Origin of the sequence: Streptomyces sp. MAR4 CNX-425 (assembly GCF_048656465.1) — a bacterium.
Lineage (GTDB): Bacteria > Actinomycetota > Actinomycetes > Streptomycetales > Streptomycetaceae > Streptomyces.
The window spans coordinates 283,641-302,965 of record NZ_JBMDLF010000007.1 but is presented as its reverse complement, the minus strand read 5'-3'; the positions used below and the strand labels follow the sequence as shown (position 1 = coordinate 302,965).

The 19,325-nt window shown below is 73.9% G+C and carries 17 protein-coding genes; 9 read left to right on the top strand and 8 right to left on the bottom strand.

What is annotated here, in order from left to right:
• Nucleotides 1-165 precede the first annotated feature (165 nt).
• From ACHZ99_RS21475 to ACHZ99_RS21455, 5 genes are all read left to right on the top strand, one after another.
• Nucleotides 166-1,209 carry a LacI family DNA-binding transcriptional regulator gene (locus tag ACHZ99_RS21475; RefSeq protein WP_420306295.1) on the top strand — a complete coding sequence of 348 codons (1,044 nt, stop codon included), beginning with the start codon at nucleotides 166-168 and terminating at the stop codon, nucleotides 1,207-1,209.
• Between the two features lie 149 nt (nucleotides 1,210-1,358).
• Nucleotides 1,359-2,279, top strand: coding sequence for a bifunctional helix-turn-helix transcriptional regulator/GNAT family N-acetyltransferase (locus ACHZ99_RS21470; protein WP_420306294.1), 921 nt, complete (start codon nucleotides 1,359-1,361; stop codon nucleotides 2,277-2,279).
• 96 nt (nucleotides 2,280-2,375) lie between these two features.
• Entirely contained in the window at nucleotides 2,376-3,173 is a 798-nt protein-coding gene (locus ACHZ99_RS21465) for a sugar phosphate isomerase/epimerase family protein (protein ID WP_420306293.1), read from the top strand.
• Between the two features lie 244 nt (nucleotides 3,174-3,417).
• Nucleotides 3,418-4,356, top strand: coding sequence for a sigma-70 family RNA polymerase sigma factor (locus ACHZ99_RS21460; protein WP_420306292.1), 939 nt, complete (start codon nucleotides 3,418-3,420; stop codon nucleotides 4,354-4,356).
• Nucleotides 4,353-4,808 (top strand): carboxymuconolactone decarboxylase family protein, encoded by a 456-nt coding sequence (locus ACHZ99_RS21455; protein WP_420306291.1) that lies wholly within the window; start codon nucleotides 4,353-4,355, stop codon nucleotides 4,806-4,808. The genes ACHZ99_RS21460 and ACHZ99_RS21455 overlap by 4 nt, the downstream gene beginning before the upstream one ends.
• Here the strand turns inward: ACHZ99_RS21455 and ACHZ99_RS21450 are convergent.
• Entirely contained in the window at nucleotides 4,780-5,736 is a 957-nt protein-coding gene (locus ACHZ99_RS21450) for an EamA family transporter (protein WP_420306290.1), read from the bottom strand. The two genes, ACHZ99_RS21455 and ACHZ99_RS21450, sit on opposite strands and share 29 nt — an antisense overlap.
• An 87-nt stretch (nucleotides 5,737-5,823) precedes the next feature.
• Here ACHZ99_RS21450 and ACHZ99_RS21445 point away from each other — a divergent pair, with 87 nt between their 5' ends.
• Nucleotides 5,824-6,732 (top strand): LysR family transcriptional regulator, encoded by a 909-nt coding sequence (locus tag ACHZ99_RS21445; protein ID WP_420306397.1) that lies wholly within the window; start codon nucleotides 5,824-5,826, stop codon nucleotides 6,730-6,732.
• A gap of 73 nt (nucleotides 6,733-6,805) precedes the next feature.
• Here the strand turns inward: ACHZ99_RS21445 and ACHZ99_RS21440 are convergent, their stop codons facing one another.
• The 3 genes from ACHZ99_RS21440 to ACHZ99_RS21430 all read right to left on the bottom strand — a co-directional run bounded on the left by ACHZ99_RS21440 (nucleotide 6,806) and on the right by ACHZ99_RS21430 (nucleotide 13,014).
• Nucleotides 6,806-8,224 (bottom strand): aminopeptidase, encoded by a 1,419-nt coding sequence (locus tag ACHZ99_RS21440; protein WP_420306289.1) that lies wholly within the window; start codon nucleotides 8,222-8,224, stop codon nucleotides 6,806-6,808.
• A gap of 208 nt (nucleotides 8,225-8,432) precedes the next feature.
• The gene (locus ACHZ99_RS21435) at nucleotides 8,433-12,236 is read right to left on the bottom strand and encodes an ABC transporter ATP-binding protein (RefSeq protein WP_420306396.1); all 3,804 of its coding nucleotides are present in this window, start codon (nucleotides 12,234-12,236) and stop codon (nucleotides 8,433-8,435) included.
• A gap of 226 nt (nucleotides 12,237-12,462) precedes the next feature.
• Complete coding sequence (locus ACHZ99_RS21430; protein ID WP_420306288.1) at nucleotides 12,463-13,014, bottom strand: ATP-binding protein; 552 nt, start codon at nucleotides 13,012-13,014, stop codon at nucleotides 12,463-12,465.
• Between the two features lie 150 nt (nucleotides 13,015-13,164).
• Between ACHZ99_RS21430 and ACHZ99_RS21425 the strand changes: the two genes are divergently transcribed.
• Both ACHZ99_RS21425 and ACHZ99_RS21420 read left to right on the top strand, forming a co-directional pair.
• Nucleotides 13,165-13,425, top strand: coding sequence for a DUF397 domain-containing protein (locus tag ACHZ99_RS21425; protein WP_420306287.1), 261 nt, complete (start codon nucleotides 13,165-13,167; stop codon nucleotides 13,423-13,425).
• Nucleotides 13,426-13,509: 84 nt separating this feature from the next.
• Complete coding sequence (locus tag ACHZ99_RS21420; RefSeq protein ID WP_420306286.1) at nucleotides 13,510-14,412, top strand: helix-turn-helix domain-containing protein; 903 nt, start codon at nucleotides 13,510-13,512, stop codon at nucleotides 14,410-14,412.
• A 6-nt stretch (nucleotides 14,413-14,418) separates the two neighbouring features.
• On the opposite strand, the gene speB is transcribed toward ACHZ99_RS21420, so the two are convergent.
• On the bottom strand, nucleotides 14,419-15,438 hold the full coding sequence (gene speB, locus ACHZ99_RS21415) for an agmatinase (protein ID WP_420306285.1): 1,020 nt from the start codon (nucleotides 15,436-15,438) through the stop codon (nucleotides 14,419-14,421).
• 91 nt (nucleotides 15,439-15,529) lie between these two features.
• Between speB and ACHZ99_RS21410 the strand changes: the two genes are divergently transcribed.
• Nucleotides 15,530-16,351, top strand: a complete 822-nt coding sequence (locus ACHZ99_RS21410) for a phosphatase (protein ID WP_420306284.1) — start codon at nucleotides 15,530-15,532, stop codon at nucleotides 16,349-16,351.
• A gap of 65 nt (nucleotides 16,352-16,416) precedes the next feature.
• Here ACHZ99_RS21410 and ACHZ99_RS21405 read toward each other — a convergent pair whose 3' ends face one another.
• The 3 genes from ACHZ99_RS21405 to ACHZ99_RS21395 all read right to left on the bottom strand — a co-directional run bounded on the left by ACHZ99_RS21405 (nucleotide 16,417) and on the right by ACHZ99_RS21395 (nucleotide 19,237).
• Complete coding sequence (locus tag ACHZ99_RS21405; RefSeq protein ID WP_420306283.1) at nucleotides 16,417-17,304, bottom strand: acyl-CoA thioesterase; 888 nt, start codon at nucleotides 17,302-17,304, stop codon at nucleotides 16,417-16,419.
• 48 nt (nucleotides 17,305-17,352) lie between these two features.
• On the bottom strand, nucleotides 17,353-18,510 hold the full coding sequence (locus ACHZ99_RS21400; RefSeq protein ID WP_420306282.1) for an acyl-CoA dehydrogenase family protein: 1,158 nt from the start codon (nucleotides 18,508-18,510) through the stop codon (nucleotides 17,353-17,355).
• Nucleotides 18,511-18,601: 91 nt separating this feature from the next.
• Nucleotides 18,602-19,237 carry a TetR/AcrR family transcriptional regulator gene (locus ACHZ99_RS21395; protein WP_420306281.1) on the bottom strand — a complete coding sequence of 212 codons (636 nt, stop codon included), beginning with the start codon at nucleotides 19,235-19,237 and terminating at the stop codon, nucleotides 18,602-18,604.
• Between the last annotated feature and the right edge of the window lie 88 nt (nucleotides 19,238-19,325).

Here is a 19,325-nt window from a genome sequence, read left to right as displayed (position 1 = left end):
CCCCGGCCCGGGCACACTCCTGCCACCCCCGCGACGCGGGCGCCGCGACGTGCGAGACTTCCGCTCACAGCTCGGGCCGACGACCGGCGCCGGGCGGGGCCCGTCCGGGGCCCCGGGGGATTCCGGCACCGGGCCGGAACGTCGTACCCAACGGGAGGCAGAGCGATGGCAGTCACCCTCGCGGACGTCGCGGCCCGCGCCCGCGTCTCCGCCGCGACCGTCTCCCGGGTGCTCAGCGGCAACTACCCGGTGGCCGAGGCCACCCGCGCGCGCGTGCTCGCCGCGGTGGACGAGCTGGACTACGTCATCAACGGCCCGGCGAGCGCGCTCGCCGCCGCCACCTCCGACCTGGTCGGAGTCCTCGTCAACGACGTCGCCGACCCCTTCTTCGGGATCATGGCCAGCGCCGTGCAGTCCGAGCTGGGCAGCGAGAAGCTGGCCGTCGTCTGCAACACCGGCGGCTCCCCCGAGCGCGAGCTGACCTACCTCACGCTCCTGCTGCGCCAGCGCGCCGCCGCCGTCGTGATCACCGGCAGCGCCGTCGAGACGCCCGAGTACGCGGCGGCCAGCGCGGCCAAGGTGGGCCGGCTCGCGGCGAACGGCACCCGCGTCGTCCTCCTCGGCCGGCCGGCGAGCGCCGCCCCCGAGGGCGCCGCGTCCGTCGTCGAGTTCGGCAACCGCGAGGGCGGGCGCCGGCTCACCGAGCACCTCGTCTCCCTCGGCCACCGCCGCATCGGCTACGTCGCGGGCCCCGCCGACCGCACCACCACCCGGCACCGCCTCGAAGGCCACCGCGCCGCGCTCGCCGCCCACGGCCTCGGCGGCGACGAGGCCGACCTCGGCCGGCTGACGGTGCACGGCCCGTACTCCCGGCAGTCCGGCTACGACGGGGCGCTCGCGCTGCTGGACCGCGAGCCGGAGCTGACCGCCGTCGTCGGCTCGAACGACGCGGTGGCGCTGGGCATCTGCGCGGCGCTGCGCGAGAAGGGGCTCGACGTCCCCGGCGACGTCTCCGTCGCCGGCTTCGACGACCTGCCGTTCAGCGCGGACGCGACGCCGGCGCTGACGACGGTGCGGCTGCCGCTGCAGGAGGCGGCGGCCCGGGCGGCGCGGCTGGCGCTGGGCCGGGAGGAGTCGCCGGCGGACGGGCGGCACATGGTCCCGGCGGAGCTGGTGGCCCGGGCGTCGACGGCGGCGGCGCGGTCGTAGCGGGGCCGCCTGCGGCGGCGCGGCGGCCGCCGATCCGCGTTTTCTCCGGCCGGAGCGAACCGGCCTGTGGATAACTCTGCGCGGCGCCGCAGCACCGGGGTACCTTTGACTCAGTCAAGGAAAGGCCCGGCGTCAGGAGGTGGGGTCCCGTGACCATCGATGACATCCGCTCGTTCAACCGCTTCTATACGAATCTGATCGGCGCCCTGGACTACAGCCGCCATCTCTACACGCCGTACACGCTCACCGAGGCCCGCGTGCTCTACGAGCTGCGCCACGCCCCGCAGGCGGACGCCGCCGACCTGCGCGGGGCGCTCACGCTGGACGCGGGGTATCTCAGCAGGCTGCTGGGCAAGTTCGAGAAGGACGGCCTGATCACGCGCGGGCCGTCGGCCGCGGACGCCCGGCGGCAGCGGGTGGCGCTCACCCCGCGCGGGCAGGAGGCGGCCCAGCTGCTGGAGGAGCGTTCGCGGGAGCAGGTGGGCACGCTGCTGGCGCAGGTGCCGGCGGACCGGCGGGCGCAGCTGGCCGCCGCGATGGGCACGGTGCGGGAGCTGCTGTCGGATGCGGCGGTCCCCGACCTGGTCGGGGAGGTGGAGCTGCGCGAGCCGGGGCCGGGCGAGCTGGGCTGGATCGTGCAGAGCCACGGCCGGCTGTACGCGCAGGAGTACGGCTGGGACGCGGATTTCGAGGCGCTCGTGGCCCGGATCGTCGCGGACTACGCCGCGCACCACGATCCCGCGTGCGAGCGCACGTGGATAGCCGACCTCGGCGGCCGCCCGGTCGGCACGGTCATGTGCGTGCGGGACGACGCCCCGGACACCGCGCGGCTGCGGCTGCTGCTGGTGGACCCGGAGGTCCGGGGGCACCGGCTGGGGGCGCGGCTGGTGGACGAGTGCGTCGGCTTCGCCCGGGCGGCGGGATACCGCGAGCTGGTGCTGTGGACGAACTCGGTGCTGACCTCCGCCCGCCGCATCTACGAGCGCGCGGGCTTCGAGCTGACGGCCGAGAAGCCGCACCACAGCTACGGCGCCGACCTGGTGGGCCAGGACTGGCGGCTGACGCTCTGAGCCGCCGGGCCGTGCGGCCGCCGGGCGGGCGGGCGGCTGGTTCGGGTGGCGGGCAGCGGGGTTGCCAGTCACCGCGGGGTCTGATCGACTCACCGCATGCGACTCGCCTTCTCCACCCTCGGCCTGCCCCGGCTTCCCGTCGCCGAGGTCGTCCGGCTGGCCCGGGACAACGGCTATCAGGGCGTGGAGCTGCGGTGCCACCCCGAGGAGCCGGTGCACACCGGGCTCGGCATCGGGGAGCGGGCCGACGTGGTCGAGGAGTTCGCCGCGGCCGGGGTGGAGATCCTGGCGCTGGCGGGCTACGCGGGCGTCGCCGAGGCCGGGGACGACGAACCGGTCGTGGCCGGGATCCGCGAGTTGCTGGCGCTCGCCCGGGACGTGGGCGCCGCCCACGTCCGGGTGTTCCCGCGCGGCGGCGAGCAGCCGGCCGCCGAGACGGACCCCACCGCCGTCCGCCGGCTCGCCGCGGTCGCCCCGTACGCGGCGGACCTCGGCGTCCGCGTCCTGCTGGAGACGCACGACTCGCACCGCACCGGCGCGGACGTCGCCCGCGTGCTCGACCGCGTCGGGCACAAGAGCACCGGCGCCCTGTGGGACCTGATGCACACCTGGCTCGGCGGCGAGGAGCCGCGCGACACGCTCGCGGCGCTCTCCCCGTACCTCGGCTACGTGCAGGTCAAGGACGTGTCCTCCGCGGAGGACCTGACGCCGCTGGCGCTGGGCGAGGGATCGGTGCCGCTGGCCGAGTGCCTCGCGGTGCTGACGGAGGCGGGCTGGGACGGCTGGCTGTGCTGGGAGTACGAGAAGCGCTGGTACCCCGGCGCCCGGGAGCTGCCGGAGCTGCTGGCGGCGGGCCGCGAGCACCTGCTGCGGCTGCTCGCCGACGTGGCCTGAGTCCGCGCCCCACGGCGCGCGGCCGGCGCCGCCGGGGCTCCCCGCCGCGGCGGTAGCCGCGCGGGCGACGGGCCGACCGCGGTGGTCGTACGCCGCCGCCGCGTCCGGGGCCCAAGGCGATCGGCCCGGCTTCCCCGACGGCCGGCCGGCCACCGGGATACCCGGGGGGCGGCGGCGCCCGTGTCACATCCGGCGCCTCGGCGGGCTCATGTATCCGAGCCTTGACGAGGGGATGACGTGCGCGATGCAGGAGAACGAGTGGCTGGCCGAGCGGTTCGAGCAGCACCGGCCCCGGCTGCGGGCCGTGGCCTACCGGATGCTGGGGTCGCCGGCCGAGGCCGATGACGCCGTCCAGGACGCCTGGCTGCGGCTCTGGCGGTCGGGCGCGGACGGGATCGACAACCTCGGCGGCTGGCTGACCACCGTCGTGGCCAGGGAGTGCCTGCACACGCTGCGTTCCCGGCGGCGCCGCGAGGAGCCGCGCCCGCCCGGGCCGTCCGCGGCCCAGGACGACGCCCCCGGCCCCGAGCAGGAAGCGCTGCTGGCCGACTCGGTGGGGCTGGCCCTGCTCGTGGTGCTCGACCGGCTCAGCCCGGCCGAGCGGGTGGCGTTCGTGCTGCACGACACGTTCGAGCTGCCGTTCGACGAGATCGCGGGCATCCTCGGCCGCACGCCGGCCGCGGCGCGGCAGCTGGCCAGCCGGGCGCGGCGGCGGGTGAACGGCGCCGAGGTCCCGTCGCCCGGCCCGGACCGGGAGCGGCGGCACAAGGTGGTCGAGGCGTTCTACGCGGCCTCCCGGGCCGGCGACTTCGACGCCCTGGTACGGATCCTCGACCCCGACGTCGTCCTGACCTCCGACCTGCGCGACGACGGCCGGCCGCGCGTCGTCCGCGGCGCGGCGGCCGTCGCCGGGGAGGCCAGCGGCCGGTACGCCGGGGCGCTGCACCCCGTGCTGGTCGACGACGCGGTCGGCGCTCTGATCACCGTCGCGGGCCGCCCGTTCGGCGTACTGGTCTTCACCGTCGCCGGCGACCGGATCGCCGCCATCGACGGGGTCCGCGACGCCGCCCTGGTCCGGCGGTTCGCCGCCGCCGCGGGAGTCTCCGAGCCGCCTGTCACATCGCCGCCGCCCGCGGGCTCACAGGACGACAGCGATTCCCGCACACCTGGGAGGACACCGTGAGTGCACGGATCCCCGACGCCAAGACCCACCTGCCCGAGTTCCAGGACCTCGTCGACGTGATGGTCCGGGTCACCGGCAACGGCTCGGTGCCGGCGGCCACCGCCCGCCTGGTCCACCTGCGCGCCGGCCAGCTCGTCGGCAGCACGTACCAGGTGCTGCTGCACGCGGCCGGCCTGCGGACGGCCGGCGAGACGGAGGACCGGATCGCCGCCGTGGCGACGTGGCGGGACGCGCCGTGCTTCACCGCCGCCGAGCGGGCCGCGCTGGCGCTGACCGACGCCGTCTTCCTCCCCGCCGCACGCGACGGGGAGCGGGTGCCGGACCGGCTGTTCGCCGAGGTGGCCGAGCACTACGACGACAAGGCGAGGGCCACCCTGATGCTGGTGCTGGCCTCGGCCGGCTTCTGGATGAGCATCGCGCTCGTCAACCGGCCGGCACCCGCGCCGGCCTGACGTCGTCCCGCGGCCGGCGCGGGCCGCCGCCCCGGCGCCCGCCGGAGCGTGCCCCGCCCCGCCGGCCGCGGCGCCCCCCGCCGCCCAGCGACGTCACCGCCACCCCGCCGACCAGCAGCAGCGCCGCCACCCAGCGCAGCCCCGTGATCTCCTCGCCCAGGAACAGCGCCGCCGAGGACATCCCCGCGACCGGCACCAGCAGCGAGAACGGCGCCACGGTCGAGGCGTCGTACGTACGCAGCAGGTACCCCCACACGCCGAAGCCGAAGATCGTGACGACCCACGCGATGTAGACCACCGCCCCGGCACCCGCCCAGTCCAGCGACCTGAGCGCCGCCCAGTCCCGCTCCGGCCCCTCGAAGAGCAGCGACAGCGCGAGCAGCGGCAGCACGGGCACGCAGGAGACCCACACCATGAAGCGCAGCCCGTCCGGCGGCGCCGCCTTGCGCATGACGACGTTCGAGACGCCCCAGCAGAACGCCGCCGCCAGCACGATCGCGAACGCGCCCAGCGGTCCCGAACCGCCCTCGTCCAGCGCGGCCAGCGCCACCCCGCACAGCGCCACCCCCATGCCCGCCAGCCGCACCCGTCCCGGCCGCTCCCCCAGCACGACCGCCGCGATGGCCGCGGTGAACACCGCCTGGATCTGGAGCACCAGCGACGACAGCCCCGCCGGCATCCCGCGCTCCATCCCGACGAACAGCAGCCCGAACTTCAGCGTCCCCAGCATCAGCCCGACCGCCAGGATCCACTTGAACGCCACCTGCGGGCGGCCGACGAGGAACACCGCGGGCAGCGCCGCCACCAGAAAGCGCAGCGCGGTGAAGAGCAGCGGCGGGAAGTGGCCGAGGCCCACCTCGATGACGACGAAGTTCAGGCCCCAGAGGAAGGTGACGAGGACGGCGAGGGCTATGTGCAGCGGGCGCATCCCCCCAGGATCGACGGCCCGAATGTGAAGCACCAGCACGTATTGCTTCATGGTTGGATGTAGCGACACTGAATTACGGGGGTGACCATGCTCGATCTGTCCCGGCTCCGCGCGCTGCACGCCGTGGCCGTCCACGGCTCCGTCGGCGCGGCGGCCACGGCCCTGGGCTACACCCCGTCGGCCGTCTCCCAGCAGATCGCCAAGCTGGAGCGCGAGACCCGTACGCCGCTGCTGGAGCGCCGCGGCCGGGGCGTGACGCTCACCGACGCCGCCCAGCACCTCGCCGCCACGGCGGAGCAGTTGCTCGCCCTTGTCGAGGAGGCCGAGACCACGCTGGAGGAGCGCCGCGGCCGGCCCACGGGCCGGCTGACGGTGGCCTGCTTCGCCACGGCCGCCCGCGGGCTGCTGCCCACCGCGCTGGCCGCGCTGGCCACCGAGCACCCCGCGCTGGACACCCGCATCCTGGAGGCCGACCCGCACCTCTCGCCCGGCCTGGTCGCCCGGGGCGTGGCCGACCTGGCCGTCGCCCACGACTGGGACATCGCGCCGCTGCCCACCCCCGAGGGGATGGAGCTGGCGCCCATCGGCGACGACCTGTGCGACATCTGCGTCCCCGCCGCCCACCCCTTCGCCCGGCGCGCCGAGCTGGTCCGCGCGGACCTCGTGGGCGAGCGCTGGATCTGCCAGCCGCCGGGCTCGACGTGCCACGACTGGCTCGTACGCACCCTGCGCACCTCCGGTCACGAACCGGATCTCGCCTACCAGGTCGCCGAGTACGCCTCGCAGCTCGCGCTGGTGGCGGCGGGGCTGGGCATCGCGCTGGTGCCGCGGCTGGGCCGCGGGCCGCTGCCGGCGGGGGTGGTCGCGGTGCCGCTGGAGCCGGTGCCGGTGCGGCGGGTGTACGCGGTGTGGCGTACGGGGGCCGCGCGGCGGCCGGCGATCCGGGAGGCGGTGCGGTTGTTGCAGCGGGAGTGGCGGGAGCGCACGGGCGCCTGAGCGGCCCGCGCCCGTGACGCGCGGCGTTCCGGCCCGGTGGCCGGGCTCGGCGATGGGGCTCAGCGGCCCCGGCTCACGGCCTGAGCGACTGCTCCCGCAGCTCCTTCCTCGTCACCCTGTCCAGCCCGCTGTCGTACGTGGCCAGCGGCTTCGCCCTGGCGTCGCCGTCCTCGTCCCCGACGTCGGCCCAGTCCAGGATCCGCTCCGTCGCCTTGGCGCGCTCGTCCTCCGGCAGCTGGCCCACCCGGGCGCCGTGGTTCGCGCCGGGCACGGTGTAGACGTACGAGTCCCGCGCGCCCCGCCCGAGCCGGAACGGCTCGGCGCCCCACGGGTCGTTCTCGCCGTAGATGAAGAGCATCCGGTGGGCGTTCTTGCGCACCCACTTGTCGATGTCGTTCATCACCCAGGGCTTGAAGCGCATGTCGATGTCGCGCGGCACGAACGTCCGCGGCGGCTGGTAGCCGTAGCGGCTCAGGTCCTTCAGGTGCGGCAGCTGGATGGTGGGCGCGCCCAGCTCGGTGCCCGCCTGGTAGTAGTACGGCGTGTACGGCGCGAGCCCTTGGTCGGTGTAGAAGGACCAGCCGGCGATGGTGTCGATGTAGTCGTAGAGGCCCTGGTCGGAGACGGTGGCGGCGTCCGGCACGTCGGCGCAGTCGGCCTCGCTGCTGTACTGCCAGAAGCCCCACACGAGATCGAGGACGGTCGCCTCGAACGCCTTGTCCAGGCTGCCGGTCGTCCGGAAGGTGGCGCCCGACTCCGCGGCCCACGCCGCGTACTTCTCGGACAGCGCGTCCCGCCGCACCAGCGCCTCGCGCTGCACGGCGTTCAGCGCGTCCCGGCACTCCTTCGTCCCGACCCGCTCGAAGAACCGGTCGTAGGCCGAGTCCTCCCTGTTCACCACGTCGTTCGGCGCGACGTACACCACGGCGCCGTCCATGTCCCGCGGGTAGAAGCGCTCGTAGTACGTGGCGGTCATCCCGCCCTTGCTGCCGCCGGTGGCCAGCCAGTTCTCGTCGTAGACGTCGTTCAGCGCCCGGTGGAGGCGGTGCTGGTCGCTGGCGGCCTGCCAGATGTCGAGCTTCGACCAGTCCGCGGGGTCGGGCCGGGACGGGGTGAAGAACCGGTACTCCATGGAGACCTGGTTGCCGTCGACGATCTGCGCGGGCTCGCTGCGCCGGGGTGTGGTGGAGACGTTGTAGCCGCTGGTGGCGAAGACCGTGGGCCGGTCGGTGTCCTTGTGCAGCACGGTGAAGCGCTGCTGGAAGGTGCGGCCGTGCGGCTTCCGGTGGTCGACGGGCTGGGTGTAGTTCAGAACGAAGTAGCGGTAGCCGTCGGCCGGCTTCTCCTCGATCAGGCTCACGCCCTCGATGGAGAGGAGCCGGTCCTTGATGTCGGTGTCGTCCGCGGTAGCGGCGCCGACCGGTGAACTGCCCAGCCCCACCGTGCCGGTGAGCACGGCCAGACTCAGCAGCCATCCGAGCGTCCTGCGCATCTTCCCTCCCCTGATTCGGAATGACCCTGGGAACCTAGCCGCGTTGGCCACGCCGGACCAGAACGCCGAGCCCGCCTGTGGACAACTTTCCACGGATTGCGCTGCTTCGATTACGCTGAGTAGCGGAAAGTGGGGGTTCGGGACAGGAAGGCAGGGCCGAGCGATGACGCAGCACCGCCCGGGGGGATTCCGCGGAAGGCCGCGGTGGCTACGCCGCCGCCGGCTCCACCGAGCCCGCGTAGGTCCGCCACAGCTGGGCGTACCGGCCGCCACGGGCGAGCAGTTCCTCGTGGGTGCCGTCCTCGGCGACCCGGCCGTGGTCGAGCAGCACGACGCGGTCGGCGCGGGCCGCCGTCGTCAGGCGGTGGGCGACGACGAGGGTCGTGCGGCGGCCGGCGAGGCGGTCGGTGGCGCTGTTGACCGCGGCCTCGGTGGCGAGGTCGAGCGCGGCGGTGGCCTCGTCGAGCAGCAGGATGTCGGGGTCGACGAGCTCGGCGCGGGCCAGGGCGATGAGCTGGCGCTGGCCGGCGGAGAGGTTGCGGCCCCGTTCGGCGACGTCGTGGAGGTAGCCGCCGGGCAGCGAGGCGATCATGTCGTGCGCGCCGACGGCCCGCGCGGCGGCCTCGACCTGGGCGTCGGTGGCGCCGGGGCGGCCGTAGGCGATGGCGTCGCGCACGGTGCCGGAGAAGAGGTAGGACTCCTGCGGCACGAGGCCGAGGCGGTGCCGGTAGCCGGTGAGGTCGAGTTCGCGCAGGTCGGTGCCGTCGACGCGGACGGCGCCGCGGGTCGGGTCGTAGAACCGGGCGGCCAGCTTGACCAGGGTCGACTTGCCGGCGCCGGTCTCGCCGACGAACGCGACGGTCTGGCCGGGCGGGATCGTGAGGTCGAGCCCGGTCAGCGCCGCCTCGGCGGCGCCGTCGCGCTGCCCGTCGTACGCGAAGTGCACGCCGTCGAAGGCGATCTCACCGCTGAGCCGCTCGACCGGCCGCGGTGCGGCGGGCGGCGGAGTGGAGGGCTCTTCGTGCAGGAGCTCCTGGATGCGGCCGAGCGCGACGGCCGCCTGCTGGTAGCCGTCGAAGACCTGGGAGAGCTGCTGCACGGGGGCGAAGAACAGGTCTATGTACAGCAGGTACGCCACGAGCGCGCCCGCGGTGAGCGTGCCCGCGGCCACCCGGTCCGAGCCCACCGCCAGCACGCCGACGGTGGCGAACGAGGCGAGGAGCTGCACGAACGGGAAGTAGACCGAGATGAGCCACTGGCCGCGCACCCGCGCCCGGCGGTAGCCGTCGCTGCGCTCGGCGAAGCGCGCAGCGCCGCCGTTCTCGCGCCGGAACGCCTGCACGATGCGCAGCCCGGCGACCGACTCCTGGAGGTCGCCGTTGACGACGCTGACGCGCTCGCGCGCCAGCTCGTACGCCTTGACGCTCTGCCGGCGGAAGAAGAACGTGCCGACGATCAGCGGCGGGAGGGTGGCGAAGACGATCAGGGCCAGCTGGAGGTCGATGACCAGCAGCGCGACCAGGATGCCGAAGAAGGTGAGCAGCGAGACGACGGCGGTGACCAGCCCGGTCTGCAGGAACGTGGACAGGGCGTCCACGTCCGTGGTCATCCGGGTCATGATCTTGCCGGTCAGATGGCGCTCGTAGTAGTCGAGGCCGAGCCGCTGGAGCTGGGCGAATATCTTGACGCGCAGGGCGTAGAGCACCCGTTCGCCGGTGCGGCCGGTGAGCCGGGTGGCGCCGACCTGGGCGGCCCACTGGCCGAGGACGACGGCGAGCGCGAGGCCCGCAGCGGTCCACACGGCGCCGAGCGAGAGCCGCTGGACGCCGTCGTCGATGCCGTGCCGGATGAGGATGGGCAGCAGCAGCCCGGCGATCGCGTCGCCGGCGACGAAGAGCAGGGCGACGGCGAGCGGGGCGCCGAAGCCGCGCAGCAGGCGGCGCAGCCCGTACGACTCCTCCGCCGCCGCGGCGCGGTCCTCGTCGACCTCGGGGGCGTCGGCGGCCGGTGGCAGGGCGGCGACCTTCGCCAGCAGCTCGGGGCTGCCCGGCGAGCCGGCGAGCATGCCGGCGAAGCCGGAGGGGTCACCGGCGGACGCCGTGGAGTTGCCGCCGGCGTCGGTGCTCTTCTCGCCGGTCTCCTTGCGCACCCACAGGTCGGGGGTGACGCCGTCGACGCACGTGTGGGTGTCGGCGGCGACCTGGCCGGCCGGGTCGCGCTCGCGGTCGGCCAGTTCGTCCGGGTCGGTCAGCAGCCTGCGGTACAGCGGGCAGCGGGCCGAGAGCTCCTCGTGGGTGCCGACGTCGACCAGCCGGCCGCCGTCGAGGACGGCGATGCGGTCGGCGAGCGCCAGGGTGGACTGGCGGTGGGCGATGAGCAGGGTGGTGCGGCCGGCCATGACGCTCTTGAGCGCCTCGTGGATCTCGTGCTCGACGCGGGCGTCGACCGCGGAGGTGGCGTCGTCCAGGAGCAGCAGCCGCGGGTCGGTGAGGATCGCGCGGGCCAGCGCGATGCGCTGCCGCTGGCCGCCGGAGAGCGTCATGCCCTGTTCGCCGACGACGGTGTCGTAGCCCTCGGGGAGCCCGGCGCCCGGCCCGCCGTCTCCGTCGGCGGCACCGGCGGCGTCACCGGAGCCGTTGCCCAGTTCGGTGATGAAGCCGTCGGCCTGGGCGGCGCGGGCGGCGGCGCGGATCTCCTCGTCGGTCGCGTCGGGATGGCCGTAGGCGATGTTGTCGCGGATGGACTCGGAGAACAGGAAGCTGTTCTCGGGGACGAGCCCGATGGCCGCGCGCAGGGACGACAGGGTCAGGTCGCGTACGTCGTGGCCGCCGACGCGGACGGCGCCGCCCGCTCCCCGGCCCGGGGCCGCCGAGACGTCGTAGTAGCGGGGGATCAGCAGCGACAGGGTGGACTTGCCGCTGCCGGAGGCGCCGACGACGGCCATCGTCTCGCCGGGCTCGATGCGCAGCGACAGCCGGTCGAGCACGGGGTGGTCGGGGTCGTAGCCGAAGGTCACGTCGTCGAACTCGACGTCGGCGGGGGCGTCGGCCGGCAGCTCGTGCGCGCCGGGCCGGTCGGCCAGCTCCGGTTCGGTGTCGATCAGCTCGTAGACCCGCTCCACGCCCGCGCGGGCCTGCTGCCCCACGGTGAGCATCATCGCGAGCATCCGGACCGGGCCGACGAGCTGGGCGAGATAGGTGGAGAAGGCGACGAAGGTGCCGAGGGTGATCTGGCCCCGGGTGGCCATCCAGCCGCCGAGCGCGAGCATGCCGACCTGGCCGAGGGAGGGCACGGCCTGGAGGGCGGGGGTGTAGCGGGCGTTCATGCGGACGGTGCGCAGCCGGGCGGCGTAGAGCTTGCGGCTGATGGCGCGGAGCTTGCCGGTCTCCTGCTCCTCCTGGCCGAAGCCCTTGACGACGCGGACGCCGCCGACGGCGCCGTCCACGACGGACGCGACCGCGCCGGCCTGCTGCTGGGCGTACCAGGTGGCGGGGAAGAGGCGGGTGCGGCTGCGGTTGGCTATCCACCACAGGGCGGGGGCGACGCCGACGGCCACGAGCGTGAGCAGCGGGGACAGCACGACCATGACGACCAGGGAGACCACGAAGAGCAGCACGTTGCCGATCATCATCGGGACCATGAAGAGCAGGCCCTGGACGAGTTGCAGGTCCGTGGTGCCGCGGCCGACGACCTGGCCGGTGGACAGCTCGTCCTGACGGCGGCCGTCGAGCCGGACGATCGCGTCGTACATCTCGGTGCGCAGGTCGTGCTGCACGTCGAGGGCGAGCCGCCCGCCGTAGTAGCGCCGGACGAAGGTCAGGCCGTAGACGGCGAGGGCTGCGAGGACCATCAGGGCGGCCCAGGGAGCGAGGGAACGGTCGCCGGCGACGATCACGTCGTCGATGATCAGCTTGGGGATGAGCGGAACGAGGGCCATGATGCCCATCCCGGCGAGGGAGGCGCCCAGGGAGAGCAGAACGTTGCGGCGATAGCGCAGACAGTGGGCGAGCAGCCGCCGCGCCCAGCCGGGTCCGCTTCGCGCAGGGGTCTTCTCCGCTGGGTTCCGCCCCGTGGTGCGCTGCCCGTCCGGGTTCGTCCCCGATGGTTCCGCCACCGGCTGCCTCCGCCTTCGTGTCGATGGTCCTGGTCCAGGATCCACAACCTACGGGCGCCGGGATTTGTTTCTCGGACGGGTACGGAATGCTGCCCGCGGCCGGCCGCGGGTGGTCGGCCGCGGGTCAGGCCACCGCCTGCAACTGCGGCGGGCTGCTGCCGGTGAGCACCTCGACCAGTACCAGTAACCGGGTGAGGGGCTGCTCGACGCCGCCGTGCTCGGCCGCCGGCGCCGCGGGTCTGCCGGCGGCGGAGAAGCGGGCCCAGACGGCCTTGCCGTAGGGGCCCGGTTCGCTCCAGCCCCAGCTGTCGCTGAGGCACTCCACGATCCGCATCCCGCGGCCGGACTCCGCCAGCGGGTCGGCGACGCACACCCGCGGGACGCCGGTCCCGGGGTCGAAGACCGCGCACACGACCTCCGAGCCGCGCCGCAGGAGGCTGAGCACGACGGGGTGGGGGGCCTGGCTCCAGGACGGTTCGCAGAGACCGTGCCGGAGGGCGTTGGCCACCAGTTCGGAGGCGACGGAGGCGACGTCGTCGACCAGCTCTTCCAGCAGCCACCCGCGGAGCGTCGCGCGGGCGACGTCGCGGGCGATGGATATGGACCGGGCGTCGTCCTCGAGCGTGCACGCTGCGAACTCGGAGGCTGTCACCCACCCTTCAGCCGGTGCGGTCATCTCCAACTCCCCAGTCTCACGTGCACGTTGATGAAACAGGTTGCGATGCCATAGTGATCGATGTGCACTTGCCGCTGCAAGTACGGATGCAATTTCATTCGCAAGAACGGGTGCACGTACATTGGTGTCGCGATCACAGAAGGAGACACGATGCAGCAGGTCACGAACGGTGTACCGGCGGATCAACTGGCCGGGATCACCTGGCGGAAGAGCCGATTCAGCAATCCGAACGGCGAGTGCGTGGAGGTCGCCGGGCTCCCCGGCGGGGACATCGCCATGCGCAACTCGCGCGATCCGGGCGGACCCGCCCTCATCTACACACAGGCGGAGATCACCGCCTTCCTGCTCGGCGCGAAGGACGGCCAGTTCGACGATCTGATCGTCAACGCCGCGGCGGGAGACCCGGGTTGAACCCCGTAGTAGCTGTACACCGAACCCTTCACGGTGAGAGACTGAGCGGTCGATTCACCCAACCGCGGGACAGGGGCAGGCCAGATGTCAGCGTCACCGGAGCAGACGTCATCGGTACGCAGGGCACTCTCTCAGCAGCATGGAGGGCCCACGGTTCTTCGTATCCTGCTGGGCACACACCTGCGCCGGCTCCGGGAGGCGGCCGGCGTATCGCGCGAGGCCGCCGGTGACGCGATCCGGGCCTCGCACGCCAAGATCAGCCGCCTGGAGCTCGGCCGGGTGGGGTACAAGGAGCGCGACGTCTCCGACCTCCTCACCCTCTACGGCGTCACGGACGAGCAGGAGCGCTCCGAGTTCCTCGCCCTCGCCCGCCGGGCCAGCTCCCCGGGCTGGTGGCAGAAGTACGGCGACGTGCTGCCGGGCTGGTTCGAGACGCTGCTCGGCCTGGAGGAGGCCGCGGGGCTGATCCGTAACTACCAGGTCCAGTTCGTTCCCGGCCTGCTGCAGACCGCGGACTACGCCCGCGCCGTCACGCTGCTGGCCAACGCGGGCGCGCCCGAGCAGGAGATCCAGCGCAAGGTCGACGTGCGGCTGCGCCGCCAGCAGGTGCTGGACCGGCCGGACGCGCCGAAGCTGTGGGTCGTCGTGGACGAGGCCGCGCTGCGCCGCCCGCTGGGCGGGGCGGACGTCATGCGGGGCCAGGTCAGGCACCTGCTGGAGATGGGCAACCGCAAGAACATCACGATCCAGATCGCGCCCTTCGACATCGGTGGCCTGGCAGCCGCCGGCGGGCCGATACACATCATGCGCTTCACCGAGCCGGACCTGCCCGACGTGGTCTACCTGGAGCAGCTGACCAGCGCGCTCTACCTGGACAAGCCCGACGAGGTGGAGAACTACAAGCTGGTCATGGACCGGCTCTGCGCCACGGCCGAGACGCACGCGGGCAGCATGCGGATACTGGAGCGGCTCGCCGACGAGTTCTGACCGCGGCTACGCCGACCCGGTGCCCCCCGGCGAGGCTCCCCCCGGCCCGGCGCCTTCCGGCCCGGTGCTTCCGTCGGCGATCTGCCGTGTCATCAGCGTCGTCAGCTCGTACGCCGTGTGCGACGCCGCCACCGACGTCATCTCGGCGTGGTCGTACGCCGGCGCCACCTCCACCAGGTCCGCGGAGACCAGCCGGCAGCCCGCCAGCCCGCGCAGGATCTCCAGCAGCTCCCGCGAGGTGAGCCCGCCCGCCTCCGGGGTGCCGGTGCCCGGGGCGTGCGCCGGGTCCAGGACGTCGATGTCGACGGAGACGTACAGCGGCCGGTCCCCGATCCGCTGCCGCAGCTGGTCGGTGACCTCGTCCACCCCGCGGCGCATCACGTCCGCCGAGGTCACGATGCCGAAGCCCATCTTCTCGTCGTCGTCCAGGTCCTTGCGCCCGTAGAGCGGGCCGCGGATGCCGACGTGCGAGAGCGCCGCGGTGTCGACCACGCCCTCCTCCACCGCGCGCCGGAAGGGCGTGCCGTGGGTGTAGGCGGCGCCGAAGTAGGTGTCCCAGGTGTCCAGGTGCGCGTCGAAGTGCAGCAGCGCCACCGGCCCGTGCCGCCGGGCGACCGCGCGCAGCAGCGGCAGCGCGATCGTGTGGTCGCCGCCGAGGGTCATCAGCCGGGCGCCGGTGGCCAGCAGCTCGTCGGCCGCGCCCTCGACGGTGGTCACCGCCTCGCCGATGTCGAACGGGTTGACCGCGACGTCGCCCGCGTCCGCGACCTGGGCCAGCGCGAAGGGCGCGGCGTCCTGCGCCGGGTTGTACGGGCGCAGCAGCCGGGACGCCTCGCGGATCGCGTTGCCGCCGAAGCGGGCGCCGGGCCGGTAGGAGACGCCGCTGTCGAAGGGGACGCCGACGACGGCGACGTCCGTACGCCCCACCTCGTCCAGGCGGGGCAGCCGGGCGAAGGTGGCCGGGCCCGCGTAGCGCGGGACGCGGGAGGAGTCGACGGGGCCGCGAGGGGTGCCGGTGCTGCTCATGCCTCCGACGATAAGCCCAGCGCAGCGCGGGAGCCGCTGTACAGATTGGACACCTGCGCCACCGCACATGTGTCCGGGTGACAATGACACCATGGCCCTCATGTCCCTGCCTGACGCACCCAGCCGCCCCGATCTCGTCGACCACCTCGTACGCACCCGCATCGCGGGCGACGTCGCCACGCCCCGCGAGGGCAACCTGCGCCACTACCGCGAGCTGAGCCAGGGCAACCTGCGCTTCTGGCTCGGCCTCGACCTCGGCGACCGCTGGACGGACCCGGCCGACGTGCTGGCCGTCATGGCCGAGCGCGCCGGCGTCGTCGCCGACCCCGCGCACACCCACGGCCAGGACCGCATCGATCCCGAGCTGACCGTCGACGGCCTCGACCGGATGGCCGTCGAGCTGCGCAAGGCCGCCGAGTCCGGGCAGCGGGTGCTGGTGGCGACCGGCCACCCCGGCGGGCTGCTGGAGGTGCACAGCAGGACGGCCGCGGCGCTGCGCGCGGCGGGCTGCGACATCGTCACGGTGCCGCCGGGGCTGCGGACGGGCGAGGGCGACGACGGTTCGTACGGCAACGTCCAGCAGTTCTGCGACGTGGCCGTGCTGGAGCGGGGCGCGACGCTGTGGCACACGCACGCGCCGCAGCCGGTGCGGCAGATCCTCGACGCGCTGGAGCGGGCCGGCGAGGCGCCCCCGGACCTGGTGGTCGCCGACCACGGCTGGGCGGGCGGCGCGGCGCAGCGCGGCGTGCACGCCGTGGGGTACGCGGACTGCAACGACCCGGCGCTGTTCCTCGGCGAGGCCGAGGGCACGCTGGCGGTGGCGGTGCCGCTGGACGACCACGTCACCGACCCGGGGGCGTACGGGCCGCTGACGGCGTACCTGCTGGCGGCGGCGGGGCTGGAGCTGCCGTAGCGCGGTCCGGGGCGCCGTGCCCGGGTACCGGGGCGCCGGGAGGCCGGGCTGCCGGGACTCCGGGCTCAGTCGCGCGGGACGCGGATCACGCCCTCCTGGATCACCGACGCCGCCAGCCGCCCGTCCCGGGTGAAGATCCGCCCGGTGCTCAGCCCCCGCCCGCCCTGCGACGTCGGGGACTCCTGGTCGTACAGCAGCCACTCGTCCGCCCGGAACGGCCGGTGGAACCACATCGCGTGGTCCAGGCTGGCGCCCACGACGTCCCCGACGGCCCAGCCGCCGCGGCCGTGCGCGAGCAGCACCGAGTCGAGCAGGGTCATGTCCGAGACGTACGTCATGAGGCAGACGTGCAGCAGCGGGGTGTCGACGGCCCCGGCGAGCTTGCCGTTCGTACGGAACCACACCTGCGAGCGCGGCTCCCGCGGCGCCCCGACCTCGCCCCACGGCGGCGCCGCGGCATACCGCAGGTCGACCGCCGCCCGCGCCTCCAGCAGCCGGCGGACGACGGCGGGGTCGCGGAAGGCGGCGGTGTAGCGCGGCAGCGCCTCCTCGGCGGTCGGCAGCGTCTCCGGGTCGGGCGCGGCCGGCATCGGCACCTGGTGCGCCAGGCCCTCCTCGTGCGTCTGGAAGGATGCCGAGAGGTGGAAAATGGGCTGGCCGTGCTGGACGGCGACGACCCGGCGGGTGGTGAAGGAGCGGCCGTCGCGGATGCGGTCGACGGTGTAGACGATGGGCGCGCCGGGGTCGCCGGGGCGCAGGAAGTAGGCGTGCAGCGAGTGCGGCGGCCGGTCGGCGGGCACGGTGCGGCCCGCGGCGACCAGCGCCTGCGCGGCGACCTGCCCGCCGAAGACGCGCGGGACGACGGCGGTGCGGGAGCTGCCGCGGTAGATGTTCTGCTCGATCCGCTCCAGGTCCAGCAGCGCGACCAGGTCGGTGAGTGCGGTGTCGTCCATGTGATCGAGTCTCGCAGAGCGGCAGCCGACAGCCCGCAGCCCGCGGTCCTACAGGCCCATCGACTTGGCGACGATGGAGCGCATGACTTCACTGGTGCCGCCGTAGATGCGGGTGACGCGGGTGTCGGCGTAGAGGCGGGCGACGGGGTACTCGTTCATGTAGCCGTAGCCGCCGTGGAGCTGGAGGCACTTGTCGATGACGACGGCGGCGCGCTCGGTGCAGAAGAGCTTGACGGCGGCGGCGTCGGCGACGCCCAGCTCACCGGCGTCGTGCGCGTCGAGCGCGCGGTCGACGTACGCCTGCATGGCGTCGACCTCGGCCTTGCAGTCGGCGAGCACGAACTTGGTGTTCTGGAACTCCGCCACGGTCCGGCCGAAGACGGTGCGCTCCTTGACGTACTCCAGCGCGAACCGCACGGCCGCGGCGGCCTGGGCGTACGCGCCGACGGCGATGCCGAGGCGCTCCTGCGGGAGGTTGTGGGTGAGGTACGTGAACGCCTTGCCCTCCTCGCCGAGCAGGTCGGCGACGGGCACCTCGACGTCGGTGAAGCTCAGCTCGGCGGTGTCGGAGGACTTCAGCCCCAGCTTGTCCAGCTTGCGCCCGACGGCGTAGCCGGGGGAGGCGGTGTCGACGACGAGGAGGGAGATGCCGCCGCGGCGGTCCTCGGGGGTCGGCGGGGCGGTGCGGGCGCAGACGAGGACGCGGTCGGCCTGGACGCCGCCGGTGATGAAGGTCTTGGCGCCGTTGAGGACGTAGTGGGTGCCGTCGTCGGAGAGCTTCGCGGTGGTCTTCATGCCGGCGAGGTCGGAGCCGGTGCCGGGTTCGGTCATGGCGATGGCGGTCATCATGTCGCCGGAGACGAAGGCGGGCAGCCAGCGGCGCTTCTGCTCCTCGCTGCCGTAGGCGAGGAGGTAGGGCAGGCAGAGGGCGGTGTGGACGGAGGAGCCGCCGAAGGAGACGCCGGCGCGGGCGCACTCCTCGCTGATGACGGCGTTGAACTTGAAGCTGCGCTCGCCGGCGCCGCCGTACTCCTCGGGCACCTGGATGCCGAAGACGCCCAGCTCGCCGAGCTTCTTGTACAGCTCGCGCGGGACGGCGCCGGCGTCCATCCAGTCGTGGTAGTACGGCACGACCTCGGCGGCGATGAAGTCCCGGATGGTTTCGCGGAACGCCTCGTGGTCCTCGTTGAACACCGTCCGCCGCATGGTCCTCGCCTCCCGGGGCAACTCCGACTAAGCGCTTGCTCAGTACATTGTCATCGAAGTTACCGGCGGGTCAGGGTTCTGTCCAGCGCGCTCAGTAGCCGTCGATCCCGGTGCGGTCCGGGGCCGGGGGCGTGTCCGGGGCCGAGGCGAAGGCGCCGCGGGCGAGGCGGTGGAGCAGGGCGGCGGTGGCCGTGCGGTCGGGGAGGGTGCCGCGGGCGCCGAGGTGGGGGGTGGAGTTGAGCAGGCCGAAGACCGCGTGGACGGCGGTACGGGCCGCGCCCTCGGTCAGCGCCGGGTAGACCTCCCGTACGACGTCCACCCACAGCTCCACGTACTGCCGCTGCAACTGCCGCACCAGCTTGCGGTCCTCGTCCCGCAGCCGGTCCAGCTCGCGGTCGTGCAGGGTGATCAGCGGCCGGTCGTCCAGCGCGAAGTCGATGTGCCCGCTGATCAGCGCGTCCAGCGGCGCGTCCGGGCCGGCCCCGCGCACCGCCGCCCGCGCGCGGCCCGCATCCAGCAGCCGCTCGCTGATGCCGACGAGCAGCTCGGCGAGCATGGCGTCCTTGCCCGCGAAGTGCCGGTAGAGGCCGGGGCCGCTGATGCCGACCGCCGCGCCTATCTCGTCCACGCCGACCCCGTGGAAGCCGCGGTCCGCGAAGAGGCGCGCGGCCTCCTTGAGGATCTGCTCGCGCCTGGTGGGGACGGGGGTGCGGGCCTCGGTGCTCATGGGGCCATTGTAGACAGCCCGGTTAGTGAGCGTTAACCTTGGGCACACGGCGTTAACGACAGCTAACCTGCTTGTCGGCCTGTCCGTA